This window comes from Blautia caccae (assembly GCF_040095955.1).
Classification (GTDB): domain Bacteria; phylum Bacillota; class Clostridia; order Lachnospirales; family Lachnospiraceae; genus Blautia; species Blautia celeris.
Genome location: NZ_JBBMFP010000004.1, coordinates 307,823 through 331,593, shown reverse-complemented (window position 1 = coordinate 331,593; position 23,771 = coordinate 307,823). Strand labels below are relative to the sequence as shown.

The 23,771-nt window shown below is 49.7% G+C and carries 26 protein-coding genes; 25 read left to right on the top strand and 1 reads right to left on the bottom strand.

The genetic code is table 11. The annotated features are described in order from the left end of the window. The 15 genes from WMO65_RS06650 to WMO65_RS06580 all read left to right on the top strand — a co-directional run. Positions 1–134 (top strand): hypothetical protein (locus WMO65_RS06650; protein ID WP_349063884.1); only part of this gene is annotated, 134 nt, incomplete at its 5' end. A 242-nt stretch (positions 135–376) separates the two neighbouring features. Beyond that, on the top strand, positions 377–1,027 hold the full coding sequence (locus WMO65_RS06645; RefSeq protein ID WP_033142554.1) for a DUF3786 domain-containing protein: 651 nt from the start codon (positions 377–379) through the stop codon (positions 1,025–1,027). Between the two features lie 73 nt (positions 1,028–1,100). Further along, positions 1,101–1,628 (top strand): GNAT family N-acetyltransferase, encoded by a 528-nt coding sequence (locus WMO65_RS06640; RefSeq protein WP_148392153.1) that lies wholly within the window; start codon positions 1,101–1,103, stop codon positions 1,626–1,628. Continuing rightward, on the top strand, positions 1,625–2,320 hold the full coding sequence (locus WMO65_RS06635; RefSeq protein WP_103731293.1) for an HD domain-containing protein: 696 nt from the start codon (positions 1,625–1,627) through the stop codon (positions 2,318–2,320). The genes WMO65_RS06640 and WMO65_RS06635 overlap by 4 nt, the downstream gene beginning before the upstream one ends. A gap of 2 nt (positions 2,321–2,322) precedes the next feature. Beyond that, a complete protein-coding gene (locus tag WMO65_RS06630) occupies positions 2,323–2,694 on the top strand; it encodes an ACT domain-containing protein (RefSeq protein ID WP_033142556.1) in 372 nt (123 codons plus the stop codon). 8 nt (positions 2,695–2,702) lie between these two features. Then, positions 2,703–3,587: an SPL family radical SAM protein gene (locus WMO65_RS06625; RefSeq protein ID WP_148392155.1), complete on the top strand. Its 885-nt coding sequence runs from the start codon at positions 2,703–2,705 to the stop codon at positions 3,585–3,587. Positions 3,588–3,790: 203 nt separating this feature from the next. Continuing rightward, a complete protein-coding gene (locus tag WMO65_RS06620; protein ID WP_033142558.1) occupies positions 3,791–4,387 on the top strand; it encodes a methyltransferase family protein in 597 nt (198 codons plus the stop codon). Between the two features lie 56 nt (positions 4,388–4,443). Next, entirely contained in the window at positions 4,444–5,373 is a 930-nt protein-coding gene (locus tag WMO65_RS06615) for a GNAT family N-acetyltransferase (protein WP_349063879.1), read from the top strand. Between the two features lie 53 nt (positions 5,374–5,426). Next, positions 5,427–5,867, top strand: coding sequence for an NUDIX hydrolase (locus WMO65_RS06610; RefSeq protein WP_148392158.1), 441 nt, complete (start codon positions 5,427–5,429; stop codon positions 5,865–5,867). Further along, the gene (locus WMO65_RS06605; RefSeq protein ID WP_033142559.1) at positions 5,864–6,544 is read left to right on the top strand and encodes a TIGR00266 family protein; all 681 of its coding nucleotides are present in this window, start codon (positions 5,864–5,866) and stop codon (positions 6,542–6,544) included. The genes WMO65_RS06610 and WMO65_RS06605 overlap by 4 nt, the downstream gene beginning before the upstream one ends. Before the next feature lie 50 nt (positions 6,545–6,594). After that, entirely contained in the window at positions 6,595–7,617 is a 1,023-nt protein-coding gene (locus WMO65_RS06600; protein ID WP_148392160.1) for a DUF7309 domain-containing protein, read from the top strand. Between the two features lie 201 nt (positions 7,618–7,818). Next, a complete protein-coding gene (locus WMO65_RS06595; protein ID WP_148392162.1) occupies positions 7,819–8,925 on the top strand; it encodes a GntR family transcriptional regulator in 1,107 nt (368 codons plus the stop codon). Between the two features lie 12 nt (positions 8,926–8,937). After that, positions 8,938–10,608: a ribulokinase gene (locus WMO65_RS06590; protein WP_148392164.1), complete on the top strand. Its 1,671-nt coding sequence runs from the start codon at positions 8,938–8,940 to the stop codon at positions 10,606–10,608. A 3-nt stretch (positions 10,609–10,611) separates the two neighbouring features. Next, the gene (locus WMO65_RS06585) at positions 10,612–11,301 is read left to right on the top strand and encodes an L-ribulose-5-phosphate 4-epimerase (RefSeq protein WP_033142563.1); all 690 of its coding nucleotides are present in this window, start codon (positions 10,612–10,614) and stop codon (positions 11,299–11,301) included. 23 nt (positions 11,302–11,324) lie between these two features. After that, a complete protein-coding gene (locus WMO65_RS06580) occupies positions 11,325–12,932 on the top strand; it encodes a xylulokinase (RefSeq protein WP_148392166.1) in 1,608 nt (535 codons plus the stop codon). A 76-nt stretch (positions 12,933–13,008) separates the two neighbouring features. Here WMO65_RS06580 and WMO65_RS06575 read toward each other — a convergent pair whose 3' ends face one another. Beyond that, positions 13,009–13,479: a DUF1648 domain-containing protein gene (locus WMO65_RS06575; RefSeq protein ID WP_148392168.1), complete on the bottom strand. Its 471-nt coding sequence runs from the start codon at positions 13,477–13,479 to the stop codon at positions 13,009–13,011. Positions 13,480–13,665: 186 nt separating this feature from the next. Here WMO65_RS06575 and WMO65_RS06570 point away from each other — a divergent pair, with 186 nt between their 5' ends. From WMO65_RS06570 to WMO65_RS06525, 10 genes are all read left to right on the top strand, one after another. Beyond that, on the top strand, positions 13,666–14,466 hold the full coding sequence (locus WMO65_RS06570; protein ID WP_033142566.1) for an MBL fold metallo-hydrolase: 801 nt from the start codon (positions 13,666–13,668) through the stop codon (positions 14,464–14,466). Positions 14,467–14,702: 236 nt separating this feature from the next. Continuing rightward, positions 14,703–14,990, top strand: a complete 288-nt coding sequence (locus tag WMO65_RS06565; protein WP_033142567.1) for a DUF2325 domain-containing protein — start codon at positions 14,703–14,705, stop codon at positions 14,988–14,990. Positions 14,991–14,996: 6 nt separating this feature from the next. Further along, positions 14,997–15,548: a DUF3793 family protein gene (locus tag WMO65_RS06560; protein WP_148392170.1), complete on the top strand. Its 552-nt coding sequence runs from the start codon at positions 14,997–14,999 to the stop codon at positions 15,546–15,548. A 41-nt stretch (positions 15,549–15,589) separates the two neighbouring features. Further along, positions 15,590–16,015 (top strand): flavodoxin, encoded by a 426-nt coding sequence (locus WMO65_RS06555; RefSeq protein ID WP_148392171.1) that lies wholly within the window; start codon positions 15,590–15,592, stop codon positions 16,013–16,015. Between the two features lie 342 nt (positions 16,016–16,357). Then, complete coding sequence (locus WMO65_RS06550; RefSeq protein WP_033142570.1) at positions 16,358–17,134, top strand: ZIP family metal transporter; 777 nt, start codon at positions 16,358–16,360, stop codon at positions 17,132–17,134. 27 nt (positions 17,135–17,161) lie between these two features. Then, positions 17,162–18,190, top strand: a complete 1,029-nt coding sequence (locus WMO65_RS06545) for a DUF2804 domain-containing protein (RefSeq protein WP_033142571.1) — start codon at positions 17,162–17,164, stop codon at positions 18,188–18,190. Between the two features lie 175 nt (positions 18,191–18,365). Next, positions 18,366–18,629: a metal-sensing transcriptional repressor gene (locus tag WMO65_RS06540; protein WP_033142572.1), complete on the top strand. Its 264-nt coding sequence runs from the start codon at positions 18,366–18,368 to the stop codon at positions 18,627–18,629. Between the two features lie 96 nt (positions 18,630–18,725). Beyond that, positions 18,726–21,323: a heavy metal translocating P-type ATPase gene (locus WMO65_RS06535; RefSeq protein WP_148392173.1), complete on the top strand. Its 2,598-nt coding sequence runs from the start codon at positions 18,726–18,728 to the stop codon at positions 21,321–21,323. A 283-nt stretch (positions 21,324–21,606) separates the two neighbouring features. Then, the gene (gene ispF / locus WMO65_RS06530) at positions 21,607–22,140 is read left to right on the top strand and encodes a 2-C-methyl-D-erythritol 2,4-cyclodiphosphate synthase (protein ID WP_279238053.1); all 534 of its coding nucleotides are present in this window, start codon (positions 21,607–21,609) and stop codon (positions 22,138–22,140) included. Between the two features lie 26 nt (positions 22,141–22,166). After that, positions 22,167–23,720 carry an ABC-F family ATP-binding cassette domain-containing protein gene (locus WMO65_RS06525; protein ID WP_054352568.1) on the top strand — a complete coding sequence of 518 codons (1,554 nt, stop codon included), beginning with the start codon at positions 22,167–22,169 and terminating at the stop codon, positions 23,718–23,720. Positions 23,721–23,771 lie beyond the last annotated feature (51 nt).

Genomic DNA, 23,771 nt, shown 5'->3' with positions numbered 1-23,771 from the left:
CAAAAGAATTATACGGTATCGACAACTTCACAGACATGGTTGGTGATGAGACCATCGCAACAGATCCGGAAGAATTAATTACATTCTTAACAGAGAAGGGACATCCGGCTCTGGAGCTTGATCCGATGATGTGATCTTGTAAAATGTTTTAACTGAAAAAGGGCGTGTACCTCCCAAAGAATAGGGGGTATGCGCTTTTTAGCGTGCTGCGCTTTCAAAAGGTGAGGCTGCCGGCAGTCTTTTTCCGGTATTTAGGGCGAGGTAAAGGCGCACCGGGATTTGATTGTAATCATCCACAGAATCCGTTATAATGAGAAAAAGGAAACCGGCAGATTGCCGTCTGCCCCGGAGAAACAGGACAGAAAGGAGAAATAATATGCAGAAGACACAGCAGTCCAATTATGATAAGCTCTGCGAAGACTGGAGAGAAAAATTTCTGCAGATGGACCAGGAGATATTGATGAGAAAGCTGCCGGAAATAAAGGCTGAGGGAGAATATCTGACCATTGTCCATTTCGGAAAAAAGTACGGAATCCACAGAAAAGAAGGATATATCAGAGCAATGGAGGATGACATTCCTCTGCGCAACGGAACGAAAATGAATATTTACAATCTGTTCTGGTATTCCAAAGAGAATGTCAGCCTCCAAGAGCGCTGGGTGCCCTTCAGGGACGTGAGAAACGCGGGACCCTTTGCGCCGGCTTTTGAGAGCAACATACTGAAACCTTTTGCCATGACCTTTGAAGGGAAAACAGAAAAGCTCAGGCGTGCAGCCGAAAAGATGGGCGGACAGCCTGTACGGCAGGGCGATGCAGGATATATCGTCCATGCGTTTTCCTGTATCCCCATGCAGTATCTGTTCTGGGACGGGGATGAGGAGTTTCCGGCCCAGGGAAATATATTATTTGATTACAGTGTGACGGATTTTATCCATGTGGAGTCCACCGTGACGCTGGCGGAGGAGGGGATCATCCGGCTGGCAGAACTGGCAGGCATTGAGTTAAAGAAGAAAATGTTCGGAATGTAAAGCCTGGGGCGCGCAGATTGTCGGAATGAATTTTCAAATATGCTCTAAGCACAGGATGAAAAAAGGAGAACAGATGCAGATAGAGACAGAACGATTGATCATAAGGCCGTTTCGGGCAGAGGATGAACCAGCATTGTACGAATATCTTTCGGATGCGGAAGTAGTGCGTTATGAGCCGTATCACCCCATGAGTATGGAGGAGGTCAGGGCCGAGGCAGTCAGAAGAGCGGAGGATAAAAGCTTTTGGGCGGTCTGCAAAAAGAATGGAACGCTAATTGGAAATTTGTATTTCGACAAAGGTGACCTTAATACCTGGGAGCTGGGGTATGTGTTTAACCGCAGGTACTGGAAACAGGGATATGCGTATGAGAGTGCGTGGGCACTGCTTGACCTGGCCTTCAGGGAATGGGATGTCAGGCGGGTGACAGCCATGTGTGACCCGGAAAATACGGCATCCTGGCGGCTGATGGAGCGCCTTGGCATGCGCAGGGAAGGGGAATTGAAGCAGAATGTATACTTTTTCTGTGATGAGGCGGGAAATCCAATCTGGAAAGATACTTATGAATATGGTCTGCTCAGGGAGGAATGGAAACAGAGATGACGAAAAAGACATATGAACAGCTTGAAGCTTATATGAAATCCTGTATGCAGGACAGTGCCCACGATATGGAGCATATTTACCGGGTCCTGTATACCGCGCTGGATATTGCGGATCATGAAAAAGACGTGGATTACGATGTTTTGATATGTGCCTGTCTCCTGCACGATATTGGCAGGAAAGCGCAGTTTGAAAATAAAAAAGTCTGTCATGCTAAGGCCGGGGCGGCAATGGCCGTAAGATATCTGACGGAACAGGGTTTTGACAAAGATTATACTGCGAAGGTGGAACACTGCATACTGGCACATCGGTTCAGAAAAGGAAAGGGGAATCAGCCGGACAGCACAGAGGCAAAAATCCTGTTTGACGCGGATAAAATAGACGTTACCGGCGCGGTGGGCGTTGCCAGAACGCTTCAGTATGGCGGCCATGCATCCGAACCCATATACACGCGTCTGCCTGACGGACGCATCGCCGATGGGGAGGAGGAGTCAGCTGATTCCTTTTTTCATGAATACAGACATAAACTATGTAATATCCATGAAAAACTCTATACGAAAAGAGGCCGTGAAATTGCCGGGGAGCGAAAAGCCGCGGCAGAGGCATTTTATAAAAGTCTGTACAGAGAAGTCACCGGTGCTTTTCAAACCGGACCGGAATTATTGGAGCGCAGCTTAAAAGCAGGAGGACAATAGAAATGGAGCTTAAAATCATTGACCAGGATTTTTCCGTCTGTAAAATAAAGGAATTTTCGCCGGATCTGCTGAAAGACGGCTTTTGTTTTATCGGCAGGACAGACGAAGAGCTTTCACTTGTATGTGCTGCGAAACATGTGCCAAAAGACGCACTGGAACGCGATGACGGCTGGAGGGCGTTTCGGATCCAGGGGGTTCTTGATTTTTCCCTCATAGGCATCCTGTCCGCAATTTCCGCTGTTCTGGCGGAGAATCATATAGGTATCTTTGCAGTCTCCACTTATAATACGGACTATATCCTCACAAAAGAGGAAAATTTCCAAAAGGCCGTAGAGTGTCTGAAACAGGCCGGTTACCGGTTCGCCGCGTCATAGGAGGAGATATGCATAAGGTAAATGCAAAATCCATTTTGTCTGCCCAGAACGGCATGAATCTGTACCGCGGCTGCAGCCATGGCTGTATTTACTGCGATTCCAGGAGCACATGCTATGGAATGAAGCATCCGTTTGAGGATATAGAGGTGAAAATAAATGCTCCGCAGCTTTTGGAAGCAGCCCTGAGAAGCAGACGGAAGAAATGTATGATCGGCACAGGTGCCATGACCGACCCCTATCTGCCGCTGGAAAAGGAACTCTGCCTGACCAGAAAATGCCTGGAATTGATTGAACACTACGGATTCGGCGCAGTGCTGCAGACGAAATCCGATCTGGTGCTGCGGGATTTGGATCTGCTGAAGAAGATCAATGAGAAGACAAAATGCGTGGTGCAGATGACGCTGACCACAGCAGATGAGGAGCTGTGCCGTATTCTGGAACCCAATGTGTGCACCACAAAACGGCGGGCAGAGGTGCTGGATATCCTTCGGGACGAGGGGATTCCCACGGTTGTCTGGCTTTGCCCGATTCTGCCCTTTATCAATGACACAGAAGAAAACATAAGGGGTGTTATGGATTACGCGGTCAGAGCAAAGGTGTACGGTGTCCTGAATTTTGGCATGGGCGTTACCCTGCGGGATGGGGACAGGCAGTATTTTTATGAGAAGCTGGAGCAGCATTTTCCGGGACTTCGCAGGAAATATATAGAAAACTACGGAAATGCCTATGAGGTGGACAGCCCCAGCGGGAAAAAGCTGATGTCCGTCTTTTACCAGATCTGCAGGGAAAATGGTCTGGAGTGCAGCATAAACAGGATTTTTGCATGGCTGCACACATTTGAAGAGAAAAATACAGCCAGTCAGATAGAGCTTTCAGATTTCATGGAGCTGTAGCGATAAGAAGAGACCGGCCGGACGCTGTTTCGGCCGGTTGGCTGTGTGTTATAAAAGCCCGGAAATGACCGGCAGCCGCGGACAGCAACTAACAATTGCAATCCCGGAGCATGTAGGGTATACTGTATTGAAAGAATTCAGCTATGTTTGTAACAGGACAGAAAGTGGATTCGGACAATAACATAACAGAGGAGATACCACAAATGGACAAGTTTCAGTCAGGCAGCATTGTTATCATGCTTGTATTTTATGGCATCTATTTCGGCAAAATGCTGGGTCAGAAAAAGAAAGGGATCAGGACGAACCAGATTGCTAAGGGGGACAAAGCAGAGGAGCTTCTATACATAGAGTTCATCATGAAAATAGCAACCATCGGCGTACCTGTTTATGAATTGGTATCTATCTTTTGGGGAATTAATCAGGCATCTGAAAATGTGCGGATCGCGGGTCTGATTATTGCCACAGCAGGTGTTATGGTATTTGCACTTTCCGTATATACCATGCGCGACAGCTGGCGTGCAGGCATTCCGGAGCACGGCAGAACAAAAATGGTGTCAGAGGGAATCTATTCTGTCAGCAGAAATCCTGCGTTCTGCGGATTTGATCTGACGTATATCGGCATTTTACTTATGTTTTTCAATATTCCGCTGCTGGCATTTACCTGCTTTGCTATTTTTACCCTGCATCTGCAGATCCGGCAGGAAGAAAAATATCTGGAAAAGGTGTTTGGCAGGGAATACAGGGAATACAGAAGAAAAGTTTTCCGCTATGTGGGCAGAAATTTCCGGGCGGACCGATAGGCGGATAAAGTAAGGCGGGGTACACCCTGCAAAGGGAAAAGGAGCAGTGGAAGGATATGGCATTCGTGATCAGGGAGTTTACCCCCAAAGACATACAGGCGTTAATGGAAATCTGGCTGCAGGCCAACTGCCGGGCGCACAGCTTTATCCCTTCTTCCTATTGGGAAGAAAATTATGAGTATGTGAGCCGGGAGCTTTTGAAGGCGGAAATCCTTGTGTGTGAGGTTGAGGAGCAGATTGCGGGTTTTATCGGCATGCAGGAGGACTTCCTTGCGGGTCTTTTTGTCCGGATAGAGAAGCAGGGACAGGGAATCGGCACAGCGCTTTTAAAGGAAGCATGCAGGCGCCATGAGGAGCTGTCGCTCAGAGTGTATGAAAAGAATGAAAATGCGGTCCGTTTTTATAAAAAATACGGTTTTCTCCTCCGGGAGTCAGACACCGATGCGGAAACCGGGGAAACGGAATATCTTATGCGATATACAGGAAAGAAAGAACTCCTGTTTGAACAGATAACCTTACAGGATGGCAGGCGGGTGGAGGAATTGTCACAACTGGCGTCCTCTGTGGTAAAGGAAGTGTTCGACCCCATGATCGGGGCAGAACAAAATGATTATATGATACATTTATTCCAGACGGTTCCCGCCATAAAAGGACAGCTTGAAAACGGATACACATATTATATGGTAAAGGACGCATCCGGGGATGTGGGATTTCTGGCCTTTTATCCCAGGGACGGAATGCTTTATCTGAGCAAATTCTATCTGAAAAGCAGTGCAAGAGGCAGAGGATATGCGGGCCGGATGTTTGATTTTGTAAAGGAAAAGGCAGTTGAGGCGGGATATGGAAAAATTTTTCTGAATGTAAATAAAAAGAATCCGGCAGCAGCTGTCTACAGGCATATGGGATTTCAGCTTCTGCGGGAAGAGAAAAATGATATCGGCAATAGATTTTATATGGATGATTATGTATTTCTGTATCAAATCTGAGGCGGCAAAGCGGTGCGGTTTAAAAGCCAGGGCGCTGAAGGGGGGAAGCTTTTGTGCTGGAGGTAAAGTTTTACAGTGAGGCCGAGGACCGGCTTTTAAAATTCGCGGTGATCTACGCCGTAGCAGGAGAGAAAATGGTCCTGGTCAAACACAGGGAACGCCGGACTTATGAGATTCCGGGCGGTCACAGGGAGCCGGGAGAGACCATAGAAGAGACTGCGGCAAGGGAGCTTAAGGAGGAGACAGGTGCAGAGACATTTACCTTGAAGCCGGTGTCTGTCTATTCTGTCACAGGCCGAAACCGGGTCAATGATACGGGGGAGGAGACTTACGGAATGCTGTTCTATGCTGAGATCACTTCTTTCGGGAAAATCGAAAGCGAGATTGAACAGATCGGCTTTTTCGACAGTCTGCCGGAGGCTCTGACTTATCCGGAGATACAGCCGAAACTGGCTGAGAGAGTAAGGAAAGAAAAGGAGGCGTATGTATTATGAGATATAAGCTGGAGGGCAGTGTTATGCCGGCAGTGGAAGTGCTGCTGAACAGAGGAGAGAGTATCTATACACAGACCGGAGGTATGTGCTGGATGAGTGACGGCATCAGCATGAGCACCAATGCCAGAGGCGGTTTTATGCGCGGCCTGGGCCGTATGTTTTCCGGGGAATCCTTTTTCATGACAAGTTACCAGGCGGAGATGGACGGTGCCATGGTTGCGTTTTCTTCAACCGTACCCGGAGAGATCGTCCCGGTGGACTTAAGGGAATACAGAGGATTTTACTGCCAGAAAGGATCTTTTCTCTGTGCGGAAAGCGCAGTGGAGACAAAAGTGGCATTTACAAAGAAGGTATCTTCCGGATTCTTTGGCGGTGAGGGATTTATCCTTCAGGAGATGCAGGGGAACGGCATGGTATTTTTGGAAGTGGACGGTAATAAAGTGGAGAAAGAACTTCTTCCGGGAGAAGTGATCAAGGTGGATACCGGAAATGTGGTGGCCTTTGAGGGCAGTGTGCAGTATGAGATCGAGATGGTAAAAGGCGGCATGAACATTTTTCTGGGCGGTGAAGGACTGTTCCTCACAAAGCTGACCGGACCGGGCAAGGTGATTCTGCAGACCCAGAACTTCGGGGAATTCTGCGGCAGGATACGCCAGTATATACCATCCCACGACTGAGTTCCAGTAAGTAAGACAGAAGGGCCGGGAGGATAAGAGGAGGATCGTGTATGAGAGAAGAGGCATCGCCAAAGCAGTGGGAGAAATTGTATGAGGTAACCTGTAATCTGAAGGCCCTGGAGCCGTGGAAATATTTCTGGGATACCCAGCTTGTGGCTATATTTTTAAAGGACAGTGAGGAGCCTGTTTTCGCAAGTATTATGGGATGCGGCGGAAACTGTTACGGAATCAGTGTCTACGAAGGGCTGGAGGGGCTCAGGGATTTTGATATGATCGCTTCCACGGAAGAGACCGGTCTTCCTCCCGATTATGCAATGCTGGAACAGCATTCTCTTACCTGTTATTTCGGAGACCGGGAAGAGGTTCCCCCGGACCAGAAAAAGATGATCAAAGAACTGGGATTCCGGTTTCGGGGACGCGGGGAATGGCCTTTCTTCCAATCCTGTGTGCCCCGGTTCGTGCCCTGTACGCCGGATGCCAGGGAGGTGGAGGTGCTTACGGGAACCTTTCAGAATCTATTCATGGCTGTGCGGGCCGTGATAGAGGAAAAAATCTTTGTAGACTGGGATAAGGGGGAGATACTCTTTCGGGCCTACAATGAGAAAACCGGGATGTGGAATATGTTTGCAGAGTCCATTCCCATGGTGGAGAGGGAATATCCGGTGGTTCAGCTTCAGGACGAGGTACTGAGAAGGCGCCTGAAAAAAAGGCCCAAGGTTGGGACAGAGATATCGGTTGACTTTGCCTACGTCCATGCAGGCATAGAGATGGAAGAATATGAGCGCCCCATCAGCCCTCTTCTGTTTGTTACCCTGGACCATGCATCCGGGATGGTTCTGGATATGAAGATGGTGAATCCGGAGGAATCCGAGATTGATGTTGTTCTTGATTTCTTTGTGGATTATCTGCAGAACAAGGGCAGGATGCTGCGCATCAAAGCCAGAAACCCATGGGTGTTTGCCGCCATTCAGGACATCTGCAGGGAGTGCGGTATCCAATTGGTAAGAGATGAGATGGAGGAGATGGACCAGATCATCAGTGAGATCAGGGAGCATATGTTTGAACATTTTTGACAGAAATCCGCTGCCCCGGGCAGTTGTGGTTTGAAATTTGAGTCCGGTTTACCGGGCTCTTTTTAGTTTCGGCACCGGCTCCGGTTCACTCTGTGCCAAGCAGCATACTTCGCGCATGTGCAGCAAAAGGTATTTTTATACGGAAACAACTTGTGAAGAGAACCATACAAGTTGTACAATGAAAACCATAAGGAGGGGCATATGACAAACGAAAACGGAAAGACAAAATATTATGTGCTCATGGAGGAATTAAAGCAGTCCATACTGAGCGGAGAAATCAAGCCGGGGGAGAAGCTGCCCTCGGAAAATGAACTGTCTGCCCGCTATCAGATCAGCCGCCATACGGTGCGCAAGGCCCTGTCGATTCTCATAAACGAAGGCTATATCGAGGCGGAACACGGCCGCGGAACCTTCTGCTCCCAGCGCATGGGGCATATGAAGAATTCAAGGAATATCGCGGTTGTTACAACCTACATATCCGACTATATTTTTCCCCGCCTGATACAGGGCATGGACAAGGTGATGACAGCCAACGGATACAGCATCATCCTGAAGAACACAGCCAACAGCCGGACCAAGGAAGAGCGTGTCCTGGAGGATATTCTGACCAAGGATATTGAGGGACTGATCATTGAACCCAGCAAGAGCCAGATTTTCTGCAGACACATGAACTTGTATGCAATGCTGGACCAGTATGAGATCCCCTATGTATTTATCCAGGGGGTATACCCCCAGATGATGGACAGGCCCCATATCCTCATGGATGACTGCAGGGGCGGTTATCTTGTCACGAAACATCTGCTGGATCTGGGGCACAGTAGGATACTGGGTATCTTCAAGGCAGACGATTTTCAGGGAAAAGAACGGCACAAGGGGTATGTAAAAGCACTCCAGGAGGCCGGGCTGTCCTATGATCCCGATATGGTGGTGTGGTTTCACACAGAGGACCGGAAAATGAAGCCGGCGCAGATGATAGAGATCCTTCTGAAGCAGCAGGTGGAGATGGACGCAGTTGTATGCTATAACGACCAGATCGCGCTGGAGGTCATCCGTTCCCTGCAGAAGAACGGGAAACGGGTGCCGGAAGATATTTCTGTGACAGGGTATGACAACTCCGTCATCGCGGAGGGGACCGTAGGGTTGACAACCATTGCGCATCCCCAGGAAAAGCTGGGCGAGATGGCAGCGGAGCTGCTTCTTGAGAAAATCCGTAAGGTGCCGGAGGAAAAAAGCCGGATTCCCCGTCTGATCCAGCCTGAGCTGATCGTGCGGGGCTCTACCAAAGACAGGAATACGGAGAATGAATAGGAGATAAGGCGGATGAACAGAAAATACGCAATCGGTGTGGATTACGGCACACAGTCCGGCAGGGCAGTGCTGGTGGATGTATCTGACGGAACCGTAATTGCACAGAGCACCAAAGCTTACACCCATAAAGTGATGGAGGAATACCTGCCGGACGGAACCAGACTGCCCCCGGACTGGGCTCTTCAGCATCCCCTGGATTATCTAGAGGTGCTGGATATGACCATACCTGCTGTTCTTAGGGAAAGCAGGGTGAAACCTGAGGATATCATAGGTCTGTCCATAGACTTTACCGCTTGTACTGTCATGCCGGTGGACAAGGAGGGCACCCCTCTCTGTATACAGAAGGAGTGGGAGCATGTTCCCCACGCATGGCTGAAACTGTGGAAACACCACGCGGCGCAGGAGGAGGCCAATATCTGCACCCGTATTGCGAAGGAACGGGGCGAGACATTCCTCTCACGATACGGCGGAAAGGTTTCCTCAGAATGGATGATCCCAAAGCTCATGGAAATCCTGAAAGAGGCACCGGAGGTCTATGAAGAGGCAGACCGGTTCGTGGAGGCTGCGGACTGGGTGGTCTTAAGGCTGACCGGGCAGGAAAAGCGCAGCGGATGCGCAGCCGGGTACAAGGCTTTCTGGAATAAAAAGGAGGGGTATCCTTCCCCCGCATTTTTCAAAGCACTGGATGCGCGCCTGGAGCATGTGGCCCAGGAGAAGCTAGGGGCAGAGGTCTATCCCCAGGGGGCAAAAGCGGGTGAGCTGACAAGAGAGATGGCAGAGCGCCTGGGTCTCAAAGAGGGCATGGCAGTGGGGACAGCCAATGTGGATGCCCATGTGTCTCTGCCGGCTGTGGGAATCACAGAGCCGAATAAGCTTCTGATGATCATGGGCACTTCCACCTGCGGCATTATGTGCAGCAGGGAGGAGAAAATGGTTCCCGGAATCTGCGGCGTTGTGGAGGACGGCGTTCTCCCGGGCCTCTATGGATATGAGGCTGGACAGCCCTGTGTGGGGGACCATTTTGAGTGGTTTGTGAAAAACTGTGTGCCCGCGGGATATGTCAGGGAAGCAGAACAAAGGGACATGAATATCCACGAGCTGCTCACTGAGAAGGCATCCCGGCTGAAGGTCGGAGAGAGCGGCCTGATTGCCCTGGACTGGTGGAACGGCAACCGCTCCGTTCTGGTGGACGCGGACCTGACAGGCATGATCCTGGGCCTGACACTGACCACAAAACCGGAGGAAATCTACAGGGCATTGATCGAGGCCACAGCCTACGGCATGCGCACCATTATTGATAATTTTGAGCAGGCAGGTGTACCGGTGGAGGAACTTTACGCCTGCGGAGGCATTTCCAAGAAAAATGCCATGATGATGCAGATTTATGCGGATGTGACTAACCGGGAGATTTTCATCGGTGCCTCTGACCAGTCTCCGGCCCTTGGCTCAGCCATGTTCGGCGCCGTGGCGGCAGGAAGGGAGAAGGGCGGTTATGATACCATCTTTGAAGCAGCCAAAGCCATGGGACGCGTGGAGGAGAGAACCTACAGGCCGGACCAGGAACATGCGGCAGCTTATGAAAAGCTGTATCATGAATTTAAGATCCTGCACGACTATTTCGGGCGGGGCGGCAACGATGTGATGAAGAGACTGAAAAAAATAAAAGCGGAAGCGAGGAGATAAATTATGTTGGAAGAACTGAAAAAAGCGGTATACGAGGCAAATATGCTGCTGCCAAAATACGGACTGGTAACCTTTACCTGGGGAAATGTAAGCCAGATTGACCGCAGTACCGGTTATTTTGCCATCAAACCAAGCGGTGTGGATTATGATAAACTGACACCGGAAGACATGGTGATCATGGATTTAAACGGTAACAAAATTGAGGGGAAATATAATCCATCCTCCGATACACCCACACATGTTGAGCTGTACAAGGCATTTCCAAACATCGGCGGAATCGTACATACACATTCTTCCTGGGCTACAAGCTGGGCACAGGCGGGAAGAGGCATTCCCTGCTACGGCACCACCCATGCAGACTATATGTATGGGGAGATTCCCTGCGTCAGATGCCTGACAAAAGAGGAGATTGACGGGGCGTATGAGAAGAACACGGGCCTTCTCATTGCGGAATATTTCCAGGACAGGGACTATGAAGCGGTTCCTGCAGTCCTGTGCAAGAACCATGGACCCTTTACCTGGGGCAAAGACGGACACGAAGCAGTCCACAATGCAGTCGTTCTGGAGGAAGTTGCCAAGATGGCAGCCCGCTGCGAGACCATCAACCCGCAGGTACAGCCGGCTCCCCAGGAACTGCAGGACAAGCATTATTACAGAAAACACGGTGCAAATGCCTACTACGGACAGAAATAAAAATATATCGGAGGTAAGATTTCATGGGTTTTGATTTGGAAAAGGCAAAAAGTGTAATTGAAAGCGGCAACGCGGTTCTGGGGATTGAATTTGGTTCTACCCGCATCAAGGCAGTGCTGATCGGCGAAGACAACGCCCCCATCGCATCCGGAAGCCATGACTGGGAAAACCGTCTGGAAAATAATATCTGGACCTACACCCTGGAGGACATCTGGAAAGGACTGCAGGACAGCTATGCCAAAATGGCGGAGGATGTAAAGGAAAAATACGGCGCTGTCATCACAAAACTGGGCGCTGTGGGTTTCAGTGCCATGATGCACGGCTATATGGTATTTGACGAGAAGGATGAACTGCTGGTACCGTTCCGTACATGGAGAAACACCATGACGGAGGAAGCTTCGGATAAGCTGACAGAAGTATTTAATTTTAATATTCCCCAGAGGTGGAGTATTGCCCATCTGTACCAGGCTGTCCTGAACCAGGAGGAGCATGTGGCAAAAATCAAATTCCAGACAACACTGGCCGGATACATCCACTGGAAACTGACTGGACAGAAGGTGCTGGGCGTAGGCGAGGCCTCCGGTATGTTCCCTATTGACATGAACACAGGAGATTTTAATGCCCGCATGATAGAGCAGTTTGACGCCCTTGTCGCTGATAAAAAATATCCCTGGAAACTGAGAGAAATCCTTCCGAAAGTATTAAGTGCAGGCCAGGATGCCGGTGCTTTAACAGAGGAGGGCGCAAAACTTCTGGATGTGAGCGGAAATCTGCAGGCAGGTATTCCGGTTTGTCCTCCGGAGGGAGATGCCGGTACCGGTATGACTGCAACGAACAGCATCGCAAAACGTACAGGTAATGTTTCTGCCGGAACATCTGTATTTGCCATGGTCGTTTTGGAAAAGGAGCTTTCCAGGGTATACAAGGAGATTGATATGGTGACAACACCCACCGGCAATCACGTGGCAATGGTGCACTGCAACAACTGCACCTCTGATCTGAATGCCTGGGTATCCCTGTTCAAGGAATTCGCAGAGGCATTCGGGGTGGAAGTGGACATGGATAAGCTGTTCAAAACCCTGTATAACAAAGCTCTTGAGGGAGATGATGACTGCGGCGGCCTGCTGGCTTACAACTATTTCTCAGGGGAGCACATCACCGGATTTGAGGAGGGACGTCCCCTCTTTGCCCGTATGCCGGAGAGCAGATTCAATCTGGCTAACTTTATGAGAGTACACCTGTTCACAGCCCTTGGCGCTTTGAAGACAGGTCTTGATATTCTGTTAAAAGATGAAGGCGTGAAACTGGACAAGATTCTGGGTCACGGCGGTCTGTTCAAGACAAAGGGCGTGGGACAGAAGATCATGGCAGGAGCCATTGACGTTCCGGTGTCTGTTATGGAGACTGCAGGAGAAGGCGGAGCCTGGGGAATTGCCCTGCTGGCTTCCTATATGGTCCACAAAGAGGAGAATGAAACTCTGGATGAGTATCTGACCAATAAAGTATTTGCAGGAGAAACGGGAAGCGAGATGGCTCCCGACCCGGCAGATGTGGCCGGATTTAATAAATTTATCAAACGGTATCAGAAAGGACTGGCTATTGAGAGGGCGGCTGTTGATGCTATGAGATAAGTGATAAGAGGCACACAGAGGCAGTAAGATGCGTTTGTGTGCCTCTTTTATGCGCGTTTTGGCAGGGAAGAAGAAGCTATTTAAAATGTACGGCTCTCCGGAGAAAGAAAATCATAGTGCCTGCAAGATAGAGCATCGATACAGGCAGGAACCACGCCCCTATATCGCGGCAGAATACGGTGCAGTAATTTATATAGAAGAAGATAAAACAGACACCGAACTTTTCGGAGACAAGCATACTTTTTACATTTCCATAGATCCATCCGATGTTCTCAGGCGTCACATGACCGGGCACATTCCAGAGTTCGGGAAATTTTTCCACAAATATCATCAGCAGATAGATTAAAATACTTATGACCGGCAGAAGGATCACAGACCCTTTGGAACCGTAGGCATCCGCCTGTCCACTCAATCCAAAATGGGTGGGAATCTCATCAGGCAAATGATTCCAGCGCAGAATAAGACATAAGATCTGTCCGGCCAGAAGCAGGAAGGACAATATGCTTAAAATACGCTGGTAAAGTGTAACCGGTAATTTGATTTTCATGAAACAGCCCCCTTCACAGCTACTTTTACTGTTACTATAGAGAATCGAAATCAAAGAGTCAAGAGAGACATCATAAGAGACAGAAATGAGAGGATAAAAGAAAAAAGCAGAGAAAGAAATTGATTTTCTTCGGAAAACTGTCTATGATATTTAAGGATACATTGTTTTTACAAAGGGAGGTTACATATGAAACTTACAATGCTGGGCACCGGTCATGCTACGGTGACAAAATGCTACAATACCTGTTTTGCCCTTACTGAGGGAAACCGGCACTTTCTGGTAGATGCAGGAGGCGGTAACGGAATTCTGGAAAGACTGAAAGCGGCAGAGATTCCGGTTACAGATATACATGATATTTTTGTAACCCATGAACACGTGGACCATCTTCTGGGAGTTGTGTGGATGATACGCATGATTGGCACAGCCATAGAGCAGGGAAAGTATGAGGGAGAACTGCGGATCTACTGTCATGAGGACTTGAAGCGGATTCTCACCACCATCACGGAAATGACCATACAGAAGAAAGTAACCAGGCATCTGGGAGAACGCATCCGTTTTGTCACAGTGGAACACGGAAGCCGGGCAGAGATTCTGGGATGCGAGACTGTATTTTTTGATATTTTTTCCACCAAGGCAAAACAATTCGGATTCACTCTGAAAACAAAAGAGGGTATCAGACTGACCTGCGCCGGAGATGAACCTTATAACGAAAAAGATGAGGAATTTATAAAAGGCAGCGACTGGCTCATGCATGAGGCGTTTTGCCTCTACGCACAGAGGGATATTTTCAAACCTTATGAAAAACACCACAGCACGGCAAAAGACGCCTGCATAACCGCCCGGGAACTGGAGGTGCCGAATCTCATCCTGTACCACACGGAGGACAGAAACCTGGCTGACAGAAAACGCCTCTATACAGAGGAGGGCAGGGAATACTACAGCGGAAATCTTTTCGTACCGGAAGATCTGGAGACATTTGAAATTTAGGCGGTTATGCACAGGCGGGCAGTGGCGGATACAAGACGGCAATCTTTTTCACAAATCTTCTTGACACACGCTATGAAACTGTGTATAGTATATGACATAAGTTAGCTGTAGCTAACTAAAAGAAACACCACTCCACATAAACATACACAACCCAATCAGCGGATGTACGCAGTTGCATCCGCTCTAATAAAAACTATGAGTTAGATACAACTAACTGAAAAAAGGAGAATTTGCCCATGAGTATTGTCATTGTAGGCGGAAATGAGAGAATGGTCTGTCAGTATGAAACTATCTGTAAGTGCCATGGCTGTAAGGCCAAGGTTTTTGCCAAGGAAAAAGGCGCCCTGAAGAAAAAACTGGGCTGTCCGGATTTGATGATCCTGTTCACCAACACGGTTTCCCATAAAATGGTGGTGAGCGCTCTTCAGGAGGCAAAGAAGAATCAGATTCCGGTGGCCAGGGTGCACACGAGCAGTGCCGCGGCCCTGCACAATGTCTTAGAAGAATATGCAGGAAAGGAATAAAACCATATGCTGGAACGTTATCTGGTAGAACATTGTTCACCGACGCTGGCATCCATCAAGACGGCAAATCTTTTTAATATGCCTTATGCTTCCTGGAAGGAGCTGGATGGCCAGCTTAAAAGCCTGAAACAACAGTTTGCCGAGAAAGGAATCTCCCTTTCCGTGGTGAGAAAACGGGAAGGGACAGCGCTGATTTACGTCTACAGAAGGCAGAAGCTGAAAGAAGATCTGACAAAACCCGGTGTGGCAGAATTTTTACAAACATACGGATATGAGAATACTGACGTTGACCAGGCAATTGAACGGCTGCACATGCGGCTTGAGAAAGGTGGGAACTTCCCTCACGAGATAGGCCTGTTTTTGGGATATCCCTTAGGCGATGTGAAAGGATTTATTGAAAACGCCGGGAAAAACAGCAAATGTGCAGGCTGCTGGAAAGTGTACTGCAACGAGTGTGAGACCATGAAGCTGTTTGAGAGATTCCGGAAATGCAGGGAAATCTATCTCAGGCTGTGGCAGCAGGGAAAACCTGTCTGGAAACTGGCAGTGGCGGCATAAAAAGCTTCTGCCCAAGATGATGCGATATGGAGGATATTATCATGAGTAAAATAGCAGTTGTATACTGGAGCGGAACCGGAAATACCGAGATGATGGCTGAGGCGGTGACAGAAGGTGCAAAAGAAGCAGGGGCGGAGGCCTTTTCTTTCACTCCTGAAACATTCAGCGCAGAGAAAATGGATGAATTTGACGCAGTGGCCTTCGGATGCCCGTCCATGGGAGATGAGGAGCTTGAGGATACAGAATTTGAACCTTTATTTACGGACTGTGAACCAAAGCTGAAAGGCAGGAAAATCGCTTTGTTTGGCTCTTACGGCTGGGGTGATGGAGAATGGATGCGCACCTGGGAGGAAAAATGCAGAAAGGACGGCGCAGAGCTTGTCTGCGACAGCGTGATCTGCAGCGAGGAACCCGGTGATGATGAAAAAGAAGCCTGCAGAAAACTGGGGAAATCACTGGCTTTATAAGCTAAAGGTTACAGATTTCAAAGGTTACAGACGCAGACCCTGTAAAAGAGAACGGCCGCACAGCTGTTTCTTTACAGGGTCTTTTTCTGTAAAGAATATTCCCCTGTACGGCTGCCCGGGTGTTTCTATGCTTTTGTCCTGAAAACACCTGACGGGACAGCGGCGTGTGAACCGTTAGGAAAGGAATGGAAGCTAACAGAAAACTTAACAAAATTAGTGCAAATTAGTCTGGATTATGCTACAATAATTTTAACATTTGCCGGTATCCTATAAACCGCAGAACAGAGCTGCGTAAACAGACATCGGCAAATCTACGAATAAAAGAAAAGCAGGTGATAAAATATGAATACATTTCTGGGAATCTTAATTCCCTTTGCCGGAACTACACTGGGAGCTGCCTGTGTGTTCTTCCTGAAAAATGAGATCAAACCCCTGGTGCAGAAAATGCTTCTGGGATTTGCGTCAGGTGTTATGATAGCCGCTTCCGTGTGGTCGCTGCTCATTCCCTCCATGGATATGTCGGAGCATATGGGAAAACTGGCTTTCATACCGGCGGCTGTAGGCTTTGGACTCGGAATTTTGTTTCTGCTTGCCATGGACCGCCTGATTCCCCATCTGCATCTGGGATGCAGCGAGCCGGAGGGAAAAAAATGCAGTCTGAAGAAGAATACCATGCTGGTCCTGGCAGTCACCCTTCATAATATACCGGAAGGTATGGCAGTGGGCGTGGTGTTTGCCGGTATGCTGGCGCAGAATTCAGACATCAGTATGATGGGAGCTTTTGCCCTCTCCATCGGTATAGCCATCCAGAATTTCCCGGAGGGAGCCATCATATCCCTTCCGCTGAAAAGTGAGGGAAATACCAGAGCACGGGCCTTTACCATGGGAACCCTCTCCGGAATCGTGGAGCCTATCGGAGCGCTTTTGACAATACTTCTGGCTTCCTATATCACACCGGTTCTTCCGTATCTGCTGTCTTTTGCAGCAGGTGCCATGGTATACGTGGTGGTGGAGGAGCTAATCCCTGAGGCCAGTGAGGGAGATCATTCCAATATTGCGACCATCGGATTTGCCGTTGGATTTGTAGTCATGATGATTCTGGATGTAGCACTGGGATAAAAGGACTGTGTGAAAGGGGGATTTTGTATGCAGAAAAAACTGGAACCCGGGAATCTGCTGGACGAATACGGAAATCTGGCGCAGGCCGGATATGCCCTGTCACTGGTAAAAAAATACGACAGGGATAAGATTCAGGCCAATCCTTTCCGAATTAAGGAATGGGATTACTATCTGATCCATAATTCTCATTTCGGGGTGGCTCTGACTGTGGATGACAACAGTTATATGGGGCTTATGAGCATTTCTTTTCTGGACTTTGATGCCCGGACAGAACGGACCGTGAGCCCTATGACGGTTTTCCCTATGGGAAAGACCAATCTGCCGCCGGATTCGGGATACGGGGAGACAAAATATCACGACAAAAAGTGTTATTTCTCCTTCCGTGTCGAGAAAGGCAGACGTGTTTTGAGGGCCTGGATGAAGAACTTTGAGGACCATGAGCCGATCAGAATGAAAATCATCCTGGATAAGGAGCCGGAGGACAGCATGGTGATCGCCACTCCTTTTGAGAAGGAGAAGGCGTTCTACTACAACCAGAAGATCATCGGCATGCGGGCCAGAGGCGTAGTGGAATACAAAGGCCGCCGCCATTACCTGAACCCGGAGGACAGTTTCGGACTTCTGGACTGGGGACGCGGTGTCTGGACCTACAGCAACACCTGGTACTGGAGTGCCATGCATGGATGGATCGACGGTAAAGTGTTCGGCTTTAATCTGGGGTATGGTTTTGGTGATACCTCCGCAGCGTCTGAAAACATGCTGTTCTATGACGGTCACGCCCATAAGCTAGAACAGGTCAGGTTCCATATTCCGGGGGAGAAGGAGGGCAGGGAGCAGTATCTGAAACCCTGGTACTTTACCTCCTCAGATGACAGGCTGGATCTGACCTTCACGCCGGTCCTGGACCGCAGGGCATATACCTCGGCAGGAATTATCTTAAGTGACCAGCATCAGGTGTTCGGCCATTTCGACGGTACAGCAGTTCTGGATGACGGTACAGAGCTGAAAATCCATCACATGCTGGGATTTGCGGAAAAAGTAAGAAATAAATGGTGACGAGGCAGCAGCGTGGGAACAGTAACATTAAAATAAAATACTGCCGTAGGAAAGAAAATGGAGTAAAAGTGTTGACTTTTGCTCCGTTTTTTGTTATTGTATTTTTGAAAGAGATAACACCCCCCAGGGGTGTAGTGGTAAAATGGAATTCCACATAGGGAAAGGAGCTGTGCAAATGCAGGCAGATAAAGCGAAGATCAGCCGTCTTCTGAAAACAGCCCGGGGGCAGATAGACGGGATTCTGAAGATGGTGGAGGAAGACAGGTACTGTATTGATATTTCCCAGCAGCTCATGGCAACAGAAGCCATTCTGAACAAAGCGAACAAGGAGATCCTCACAGCCCATCTGAAAAACTGTATTCGAAATGCAGACACTGATGAGGAAAGAGAAGAAAAGGTGGATGAACTGGTGACTATGCTGGGTAAAATATTAAAATAACCCATATACCGCTGTGGTTTCCGTGCAGGCCATGGTCTGCCGTGTCGGAATCCGTACAGCAGTGTAACGGGAGCACGCGGAAGGGAGCGAAATATTATGAAACAGAAATTTGACGTGACAGGCATGACCTGTTCCGCCTGCTCGTCCCGGGTAGAGAAATGTGTCAGAAAGCTGCCCGGCACGAAGGATGTCAGCGTAAACCTGCTGACAAACAGCATGCAGGTGGATTTCGATGAGTCCGCCCTGTCTGTGCAGGATATAGAAAATGCGGTGGAACACGCGGGTTACGGCGCCGCTGCCGCAGGAGATCACAAGGCAGCAGAAAAGACCCAAAACGTCTCCGAAACAAAGACATCCCGGGCAGATGCCGCTGAGCCGGGAGAGTCACCGGTGGAAAAACATATGCATGAGATGAAGAACCGGATGATTCTTTCCTTCCTGTTCCTGATCCCGCTTATGTATGTCTCCATGGGGCATATGGCAGGGCTGCCGCTGCCGGGATTCTTAAGCGGGCCTGAGAATGCGGTGGGATTTGCCATGACCCAGTTCCTTTTATGTCTTCCGGTGGCATATGTGAACCGGGCTTATTACACAAAGGGCTTTTCCACCTTAATGCACGGGGCGCCCAATATGGATACCCTGATCGCCATCGGCTCAACCGCGTCTTTGGTTTACGGCATCTTTGCCATATACCGCATAGGCTACGGCCTGGGCGTGCAGGATACCGCTTTGGTGAACCAGTACAGGCATGACCTTTATTTTGAGTCTGCCGTGATGATCCTGGCATTTATCAATGTGGGAAAATACCTGGAGGCCCGTTCCAAAGGAAAGACCAGCGAGGCGATCCGGAAACTGATGGATATGGCACCAAAAACGGCTGTTGTGGAACGTGACGGCCGTCAGATAGAGATTCCGGCTGAGGAGGCTGTGGCCGGCGATATCTTTATCGTAAAACCGGGCAGCAGCATTCCCGCTGACGGCATTATAATCGAGGGCAGCACCAGCGTGGATGAGGCCGCCATCACAGGGGAGAGCATTCCCGTGGAGAAGAACGTGGGAGATACCGTGATCGCAGCGACCATGAACAAGGCGGGATTTATCCGTTTCCGGGGAACAAAGGTAGGGGATGACACCACCTTTTCCCAGATCATCCGCCTGGTGGAGGAGGCCAGTTCCAGTAAAGCACCCATTGCCAAGATCGCGGATAAGATAGCAGGTATTTTTGTGCCGGTGGTCATGGGAATCGCGCTGATCACAGCGGCTGCCTGGATCATTGCGGGGGCCACCTTTGAATTTGCGCTCTCCTGCGCCATTGCCGTGCTGGTCATCTCCTGTCCCTGCGCACTGGGACTGGCGACACCGGTTGCCATCATGGTGGGAACGGGAAAAGGCGCGGAAAACGGAATCCTTATCAAATCCGGGGAGGCACTGGAGATCACCCACAATATAAAGAGCGTGGTGCTGGATAAAACAGGCACCATCACCCAGGGCAAACCCCAGGTGACCGATATCCTTCCAAATAAACGGACAGAAGAGGAGCTCCTTCAAGTGGCGGCTGCCCTGGAAGAAAAAAGTGAACATCCCCTGGCAGAGGCGATCCTTGAAAGAGCCGGAGCACAAGGGATAAAAGCTGCCAGAGCGGAGAATTTCCTTGCCATATCAGGCCGGGGCGTGCAGGCAGAGATAGGCGGAAAACTGTACTTTGCAGGTAATGAAAAGTTCGCCGGGGAAAAGGGACTTGCCACAGAGACGCAGGCGCGTGACATGGAACGCCTGGCAGAGGAGGGCAAGACACCGCTTCTGTTCTTTGACGAAAAGGAGATCCTGGGCATCATCGCCGCCGCCGATGTGGTGAAGGAGACAAGCGCCCAGGCCATCCGGGAGATGAAGAAGCTGGGCATAGAGGTCATCATGCTCACAGGGGACAATAAAAGGACTGCAGAGGCCATCAAACGGCAGCTGGATATAGATACCGTCATTGCCGAGGTACTGCCTCAGGACAAGGAACGGGAAGTGGCAAGGCTTCAGGAGGGCGGAAGGACAGTGGCCATGGTAGGCGACGGAATCAACGATGCCCCCGCGCTTGCCAGAGCTGATGTGGGAATCGCCATCGGCGCAGGTACGGACGTAGCCATTGAGAGCGCAGATATTGTGCTGATGAAGAGTGATCTTCTGGATGTGGTGACCGCCGTGGGCCTTAGTAAAGCGGTGATTCGCAATATTAAACAGAATCTGTTCTGGGCATTTTTCTATAACGCCTGCGGAATCCCGCTGGCGGCAGGACTTCTCTATCCCATGTTTGGGTTAAAGCTAAGTCCCATGTTCGGCGCGGCGGCTATGAGTCTCAGCAGCTTTTTCGTTGTGACCAATGCCCTGCGGCTCCGCTTCTTCCATGTACTGAAGAAACCCGTCAAAAAAGAACAGACAGAAACCGTCAACACAGCAAATAAAGGCAGAACACTGCCGGAAAATAAGGAGGAAACCAATATGATCACCATGAAAATCGAAGGAATGATGTGCCCGCACTGCCAGGCAGCAGTGACAAAAGCCCTGAACGCAGTGGAGGGTGTGACTAAGACAGAGGTAAGCCTGGAGGACAAAGCCGCGTATGTGGAAGCAGGCGAAGGCGTATCCAGGGACGCACTGAAAAAAGCGGTTGCGGATGCAGGCTATGAAGTGACAGGAATAGAGTAGGCGTTCGGAGCATGCACACAGACTACAGAGGGCTGAACAGCAAGAAACAGACATTTCATAGAACAGAATGAGGAAAAGAGGCAGAATATCCAAAAAAGCGGTATTCTGCCTCTTTTTGGCCATGTACAGAACGGCCTTGTCATGCAGACAGCTTATCTGTTATACTTTGCGTATGGCCGAAATCTGCGCAGACAAGCGCAGGGCCGGATAGTTACAAATCGAGCATGCGGGCAGTCTGTCCGCAGAACAGATAAAACGACGGCGGGAAAGGAGAACCACTATGATACGTGTAGGTATGGGATATGATGTACACAAACTGGTAGAGGGAAGGGATTTGATACTTGGAGGCGTGAAGATTCCCTGGGAGAAGGGACTTCTGGGGCATTCCGACGCGGATGTGCTGCTGCATGCCGTTATGGACGCACTTTTGGGCGCTGCGGCCCTTCATGATATCGGCAGGCATTTTCCGGATACGGACCCAAAATACGAGGGGGAATCCAGTATGAAACTTCTGGCGCATGTGGGGAAGCTTCTGGAGGAAAACATGTATGTGATCAATAATATCGATGCCACCATCATTGCGCAGAAGCCCAAGATGCTGCCCCATATAGATAAAATGACAGAGAACATCGCGGAGGTCCTGCATCTGGAGACAAACCAGGTCAATATAAAAGCGACCACAGAGGAGGGACTCGGCTTCACGGGAGCCGGCGAGGGAATTTCCGCCCAGGCCATCTGCGCGCTGACTGACGCAAGGGATTTGATGCCGGATGACCGCACAGGCGGCGGCTGCGGCGGATGCTGCCAGCGGCAGTAATAAACAACAGGAGAGGATCAGGAAACATGAGTATTTTAAACGTAGAACATCTGTCCCACGGCTTCGGTGACAGGGCTATTTTTCAGGACGTATCTTTCCGCCTTTTAAAAGGCGAGCATATTGGCCTTGTGGGTGCCAATGGGGAGGGAAAATCCACTTTCATGAATATCATCACCAACAAACTGATGCCCGATGAGGGTAAGATCGAGTGGGCGAAGAATGTCCGGGTTGGCTATCTGGACCAGCACACAGTGCTGGAAAAAGGCATGACCATCCGTGATGTGCTGAAATCCGCATTTGCCTGGCTTTTTGAGATGGAGGAGAATATGAATTCCATCTGCGACCGTATGGGGGACGCCTCTGAGGAGGAGCTGAACCAAATGATGGAGGAACTGGGCACCATCCAGGATATGCTCACCATGCACGATTTTTATATCATAGATTCCAAGGTGGAGGAAGTGGGAAGGGCACTGGGACTTTCAGACATCGGGCTGGACAAGGATGTGACGGATTTGAGCGGCGGACAGAGGACCAAGGTGCTTCTGGGCAAGCTGCTGCTGGAAAAACCGGACATTCTGCTGTTGGATGAGCCAACCAACTATCTGGACGAGGTGCACATTGAATGGCTGAAACGGTATCTCCAGGAATATGAGAATGCGTTCATCCTCATTTCCCATGACATCCCCTTTTTGAATCAGGTGGTGAACCTTATCTATCATATGGACAATCAGCAGCTTAACCGGTATGTGGGGGATTATGACCACTTCCAGGAGGTCTACGCAGTGAAGAAGGCCCAGCTTGAGGCGGCATACCAAAGGCAGCAGCAGGAGATCAGTGAGCTGAAGGATTTTGTTGCCCGCAATAAAGCCCGTGTGGCTACCAGAAACATGGCCATGTCCAGGCAGAAGAAGCTGGATAAGATGGATGTCATTGAGCTGGCAAAGGAAAAGCCGAAGCCGGAATTTCATTTTCTGACAGCCAGGACACCCAGCCGTTTTGTGGTGGAGACAAAAGAGCTGGTGATCGGCTACGAAGAGCCGCTGTCAAAGCCTTTGACTCTCACGGTGGAGAGGGGAGAGAAGATTGCCCTTGTGGGTGCCAACGGCATCGGCAAGACCACACTTCTTAAGAGCATTCTGGGCCTGATCCCCGCGCTGTCCGGCAAAGTACATCTGGGTGATTATCTGGAGATCGGCTATTTTGAGCAGGAGATGCCCCAGGGAAATAAACGTACCTGCATTGAGGAAATCTGGGAGGAGTTCCCTGCCTATACCCAGTATGAGGTGAGAGCAGCCCTGGCAAAATGCGGTCTGACTACCAAGCATATCGAGAGCCTGGTGCGGGTACTGAGCGGCGGGGAGCAGGCCAAAGTCCGCCTCTGCAAGATTTTGAACAGGGAGACCAACCTGCTGCTTCTGGATGAGCCTACCAACCATCTGGACGCGGATGCCAAGGCAGAATTAAAGCGCGCCCTAAAGGAATATAAAGGGACGATCCTCATGGTATGCCACGAGCCTGAGTTCTATGACGGCCTGGTTTCCAAGGTATGGGACTGCTCAGAGTGGACGACCAGAATCTGACATTTGTTTTGTATTGTCAATACGCTACAAATAAATCACTTTAAATAGAAG

Coding starts and splice junctions, on each gene's coding strand:
- WMO65_RS06600 (WP_148392160.1), top strand. CDS start 6,595: ATGAGAGAAGAGGCATCGCCAAAGCAGTGGGAGAAATTGTATGAGGTA.
- WMO65_RS06545 (WP_033142571.1), top strand. CDS start 17,162: ATGCAGAAAAAACTGGAACCCGGGAATCTGCTGGACGAATACGGAAAT.
- WMO65_RS06565 (WP_033142567.1), top strand. CDS start 14,703: ATGAGTATTGTCATTGTAGGCGGAAATGAGAGAATGGTCTGTCAGTAT.
- WMO65_RS06590 (WP_148392164.1), top strand. CDS start 8,938: ATGAACAGAAAATACGCAATCGGTGTGGATTACGGCACACAGTCCGGC.
- WMO65_RS06535 (WP_148392173.1), top strand. CDS start 18,726: ATGAAACAGAAATTTGACGTGACAGGCATGACCTGTTCCGCCTGCTCG.
- WMO65_RS06625 (WP_148392155.1), top strand. CDS start 2,703: ATGCATAAGGTAAATGCAAAATCCATTTTGTCTGCCCAGAACGGCATG.
- WMO65_RS06595 (WP_148392162.1), top strand. CDS start 7,819: ATGACAAACGAAAACGGAAAGACAAAATATTATGTGCTCATGGAGGAA.
- WMO65_RS06645 (WP_033142554.1), top strand. CDS start 377: ATGCAGAAGACACAGCAGTCCAATTATGATAAGCTCTGCGAAGACTGG.
- WMO65_RS06620 (WP_033142558.1), top strand. CDS start 3,791: ATGGACAAGTTTCAGTCAGGCAGCATTGTTATCATGCTTGTATTTTAT.
- WMO65_RS06540 (WP_033142572.1), top strand. CDS start 18,366: ATGCAGGCAGATAAAGCGAAGATCAGCCGTCTTCTGAAAACAGCCCGG.
- WMO65_RS06615 (WP_349063879.1), top strand. CDS start 4,444: ATGGCATTCGTGATCAGGGAGTTTACCCCCAAAGACATACAGGCGTTA.
- WMO65_RS06550 (WP_033142570.1), top strand. CDS start 16,358: ATGAATACATTTCTGGGAATCTTAATTCCCTTTGCCGGAACTACACTG.
- WMO65_RS06525 (WP_054352568.1), top strand. CDS start 22,167: ATGAGTATTTTAAACGTAGAACATCTGTCCCACGGCTTCGGTGACAGG.
- WMO65_RS06635 (WP_103731293.1), top strand. CDS start 1,625: ATGACGAAAAAGACATATGAACAGCTTGAAGCTTATATGAAATCCTGT.
- WMO65_RS06605 (WP_033142559.1), top strand. CDS start 5,864: ATGAGATATAAGCTGGAGGGCAGTGTTATGCCGGCAGTGGAAGTGCTG.
- WMO65_RS06570 (WP_033142566.1), top strand. CDS start 13,666: ATGAAACTTACAATGCTGGGCACCGGTCATGCTACGGTGACAAAATGC.
- WMO65_RS06575 (WP_148392168.1), bottom strand. CDS start 13,479: ATGAAAATCAAATTACCGGTTACACTTTACCAGCGTATTTTAAGCATA.
- WMO65_RS06560 (WP_148392170.1), top strand. CDS start 14,997: ATGCTGGAACGTTATCTGGTAGAACATTGTTCACCGACGCTGGCATCC.
- WMO65_RS06630 (WP_033142556.1), top strand. CDS start 2,323: ATGGAGCTTAAAATCATTGACCAGGATTTTTCCGTCTGTAAAATAAAG.
- WMO65_RS06585 (WP_033142563.1), top strand. CDS start 10,612: ATGTTGGAAGAACTGAAAAAAGCGGTATACGAGGCAAATATGCTGCTG.
- WMO65_RS06555 (WP_148392171.1), top strand. CDS start 15,590: ATGAGTAAAATAGCAGTTGTATACTGGAGCGGAACCGGAAATACCGAG.
- WMO65_RS06640 (WP_148392153.1), top strand. CDS start 1,101: ATGCAGATAGAGACAGAACGATTGATCATAAGGCCGTTTCGGGCAGAG.
- WMO65_RS06580 (WP_148392166.1), top strand. CDS start 11,325: ATGGGTTTTGATTTGGAAAAGGCAAAAAGTGTAATTGAAAGCGGCAAC.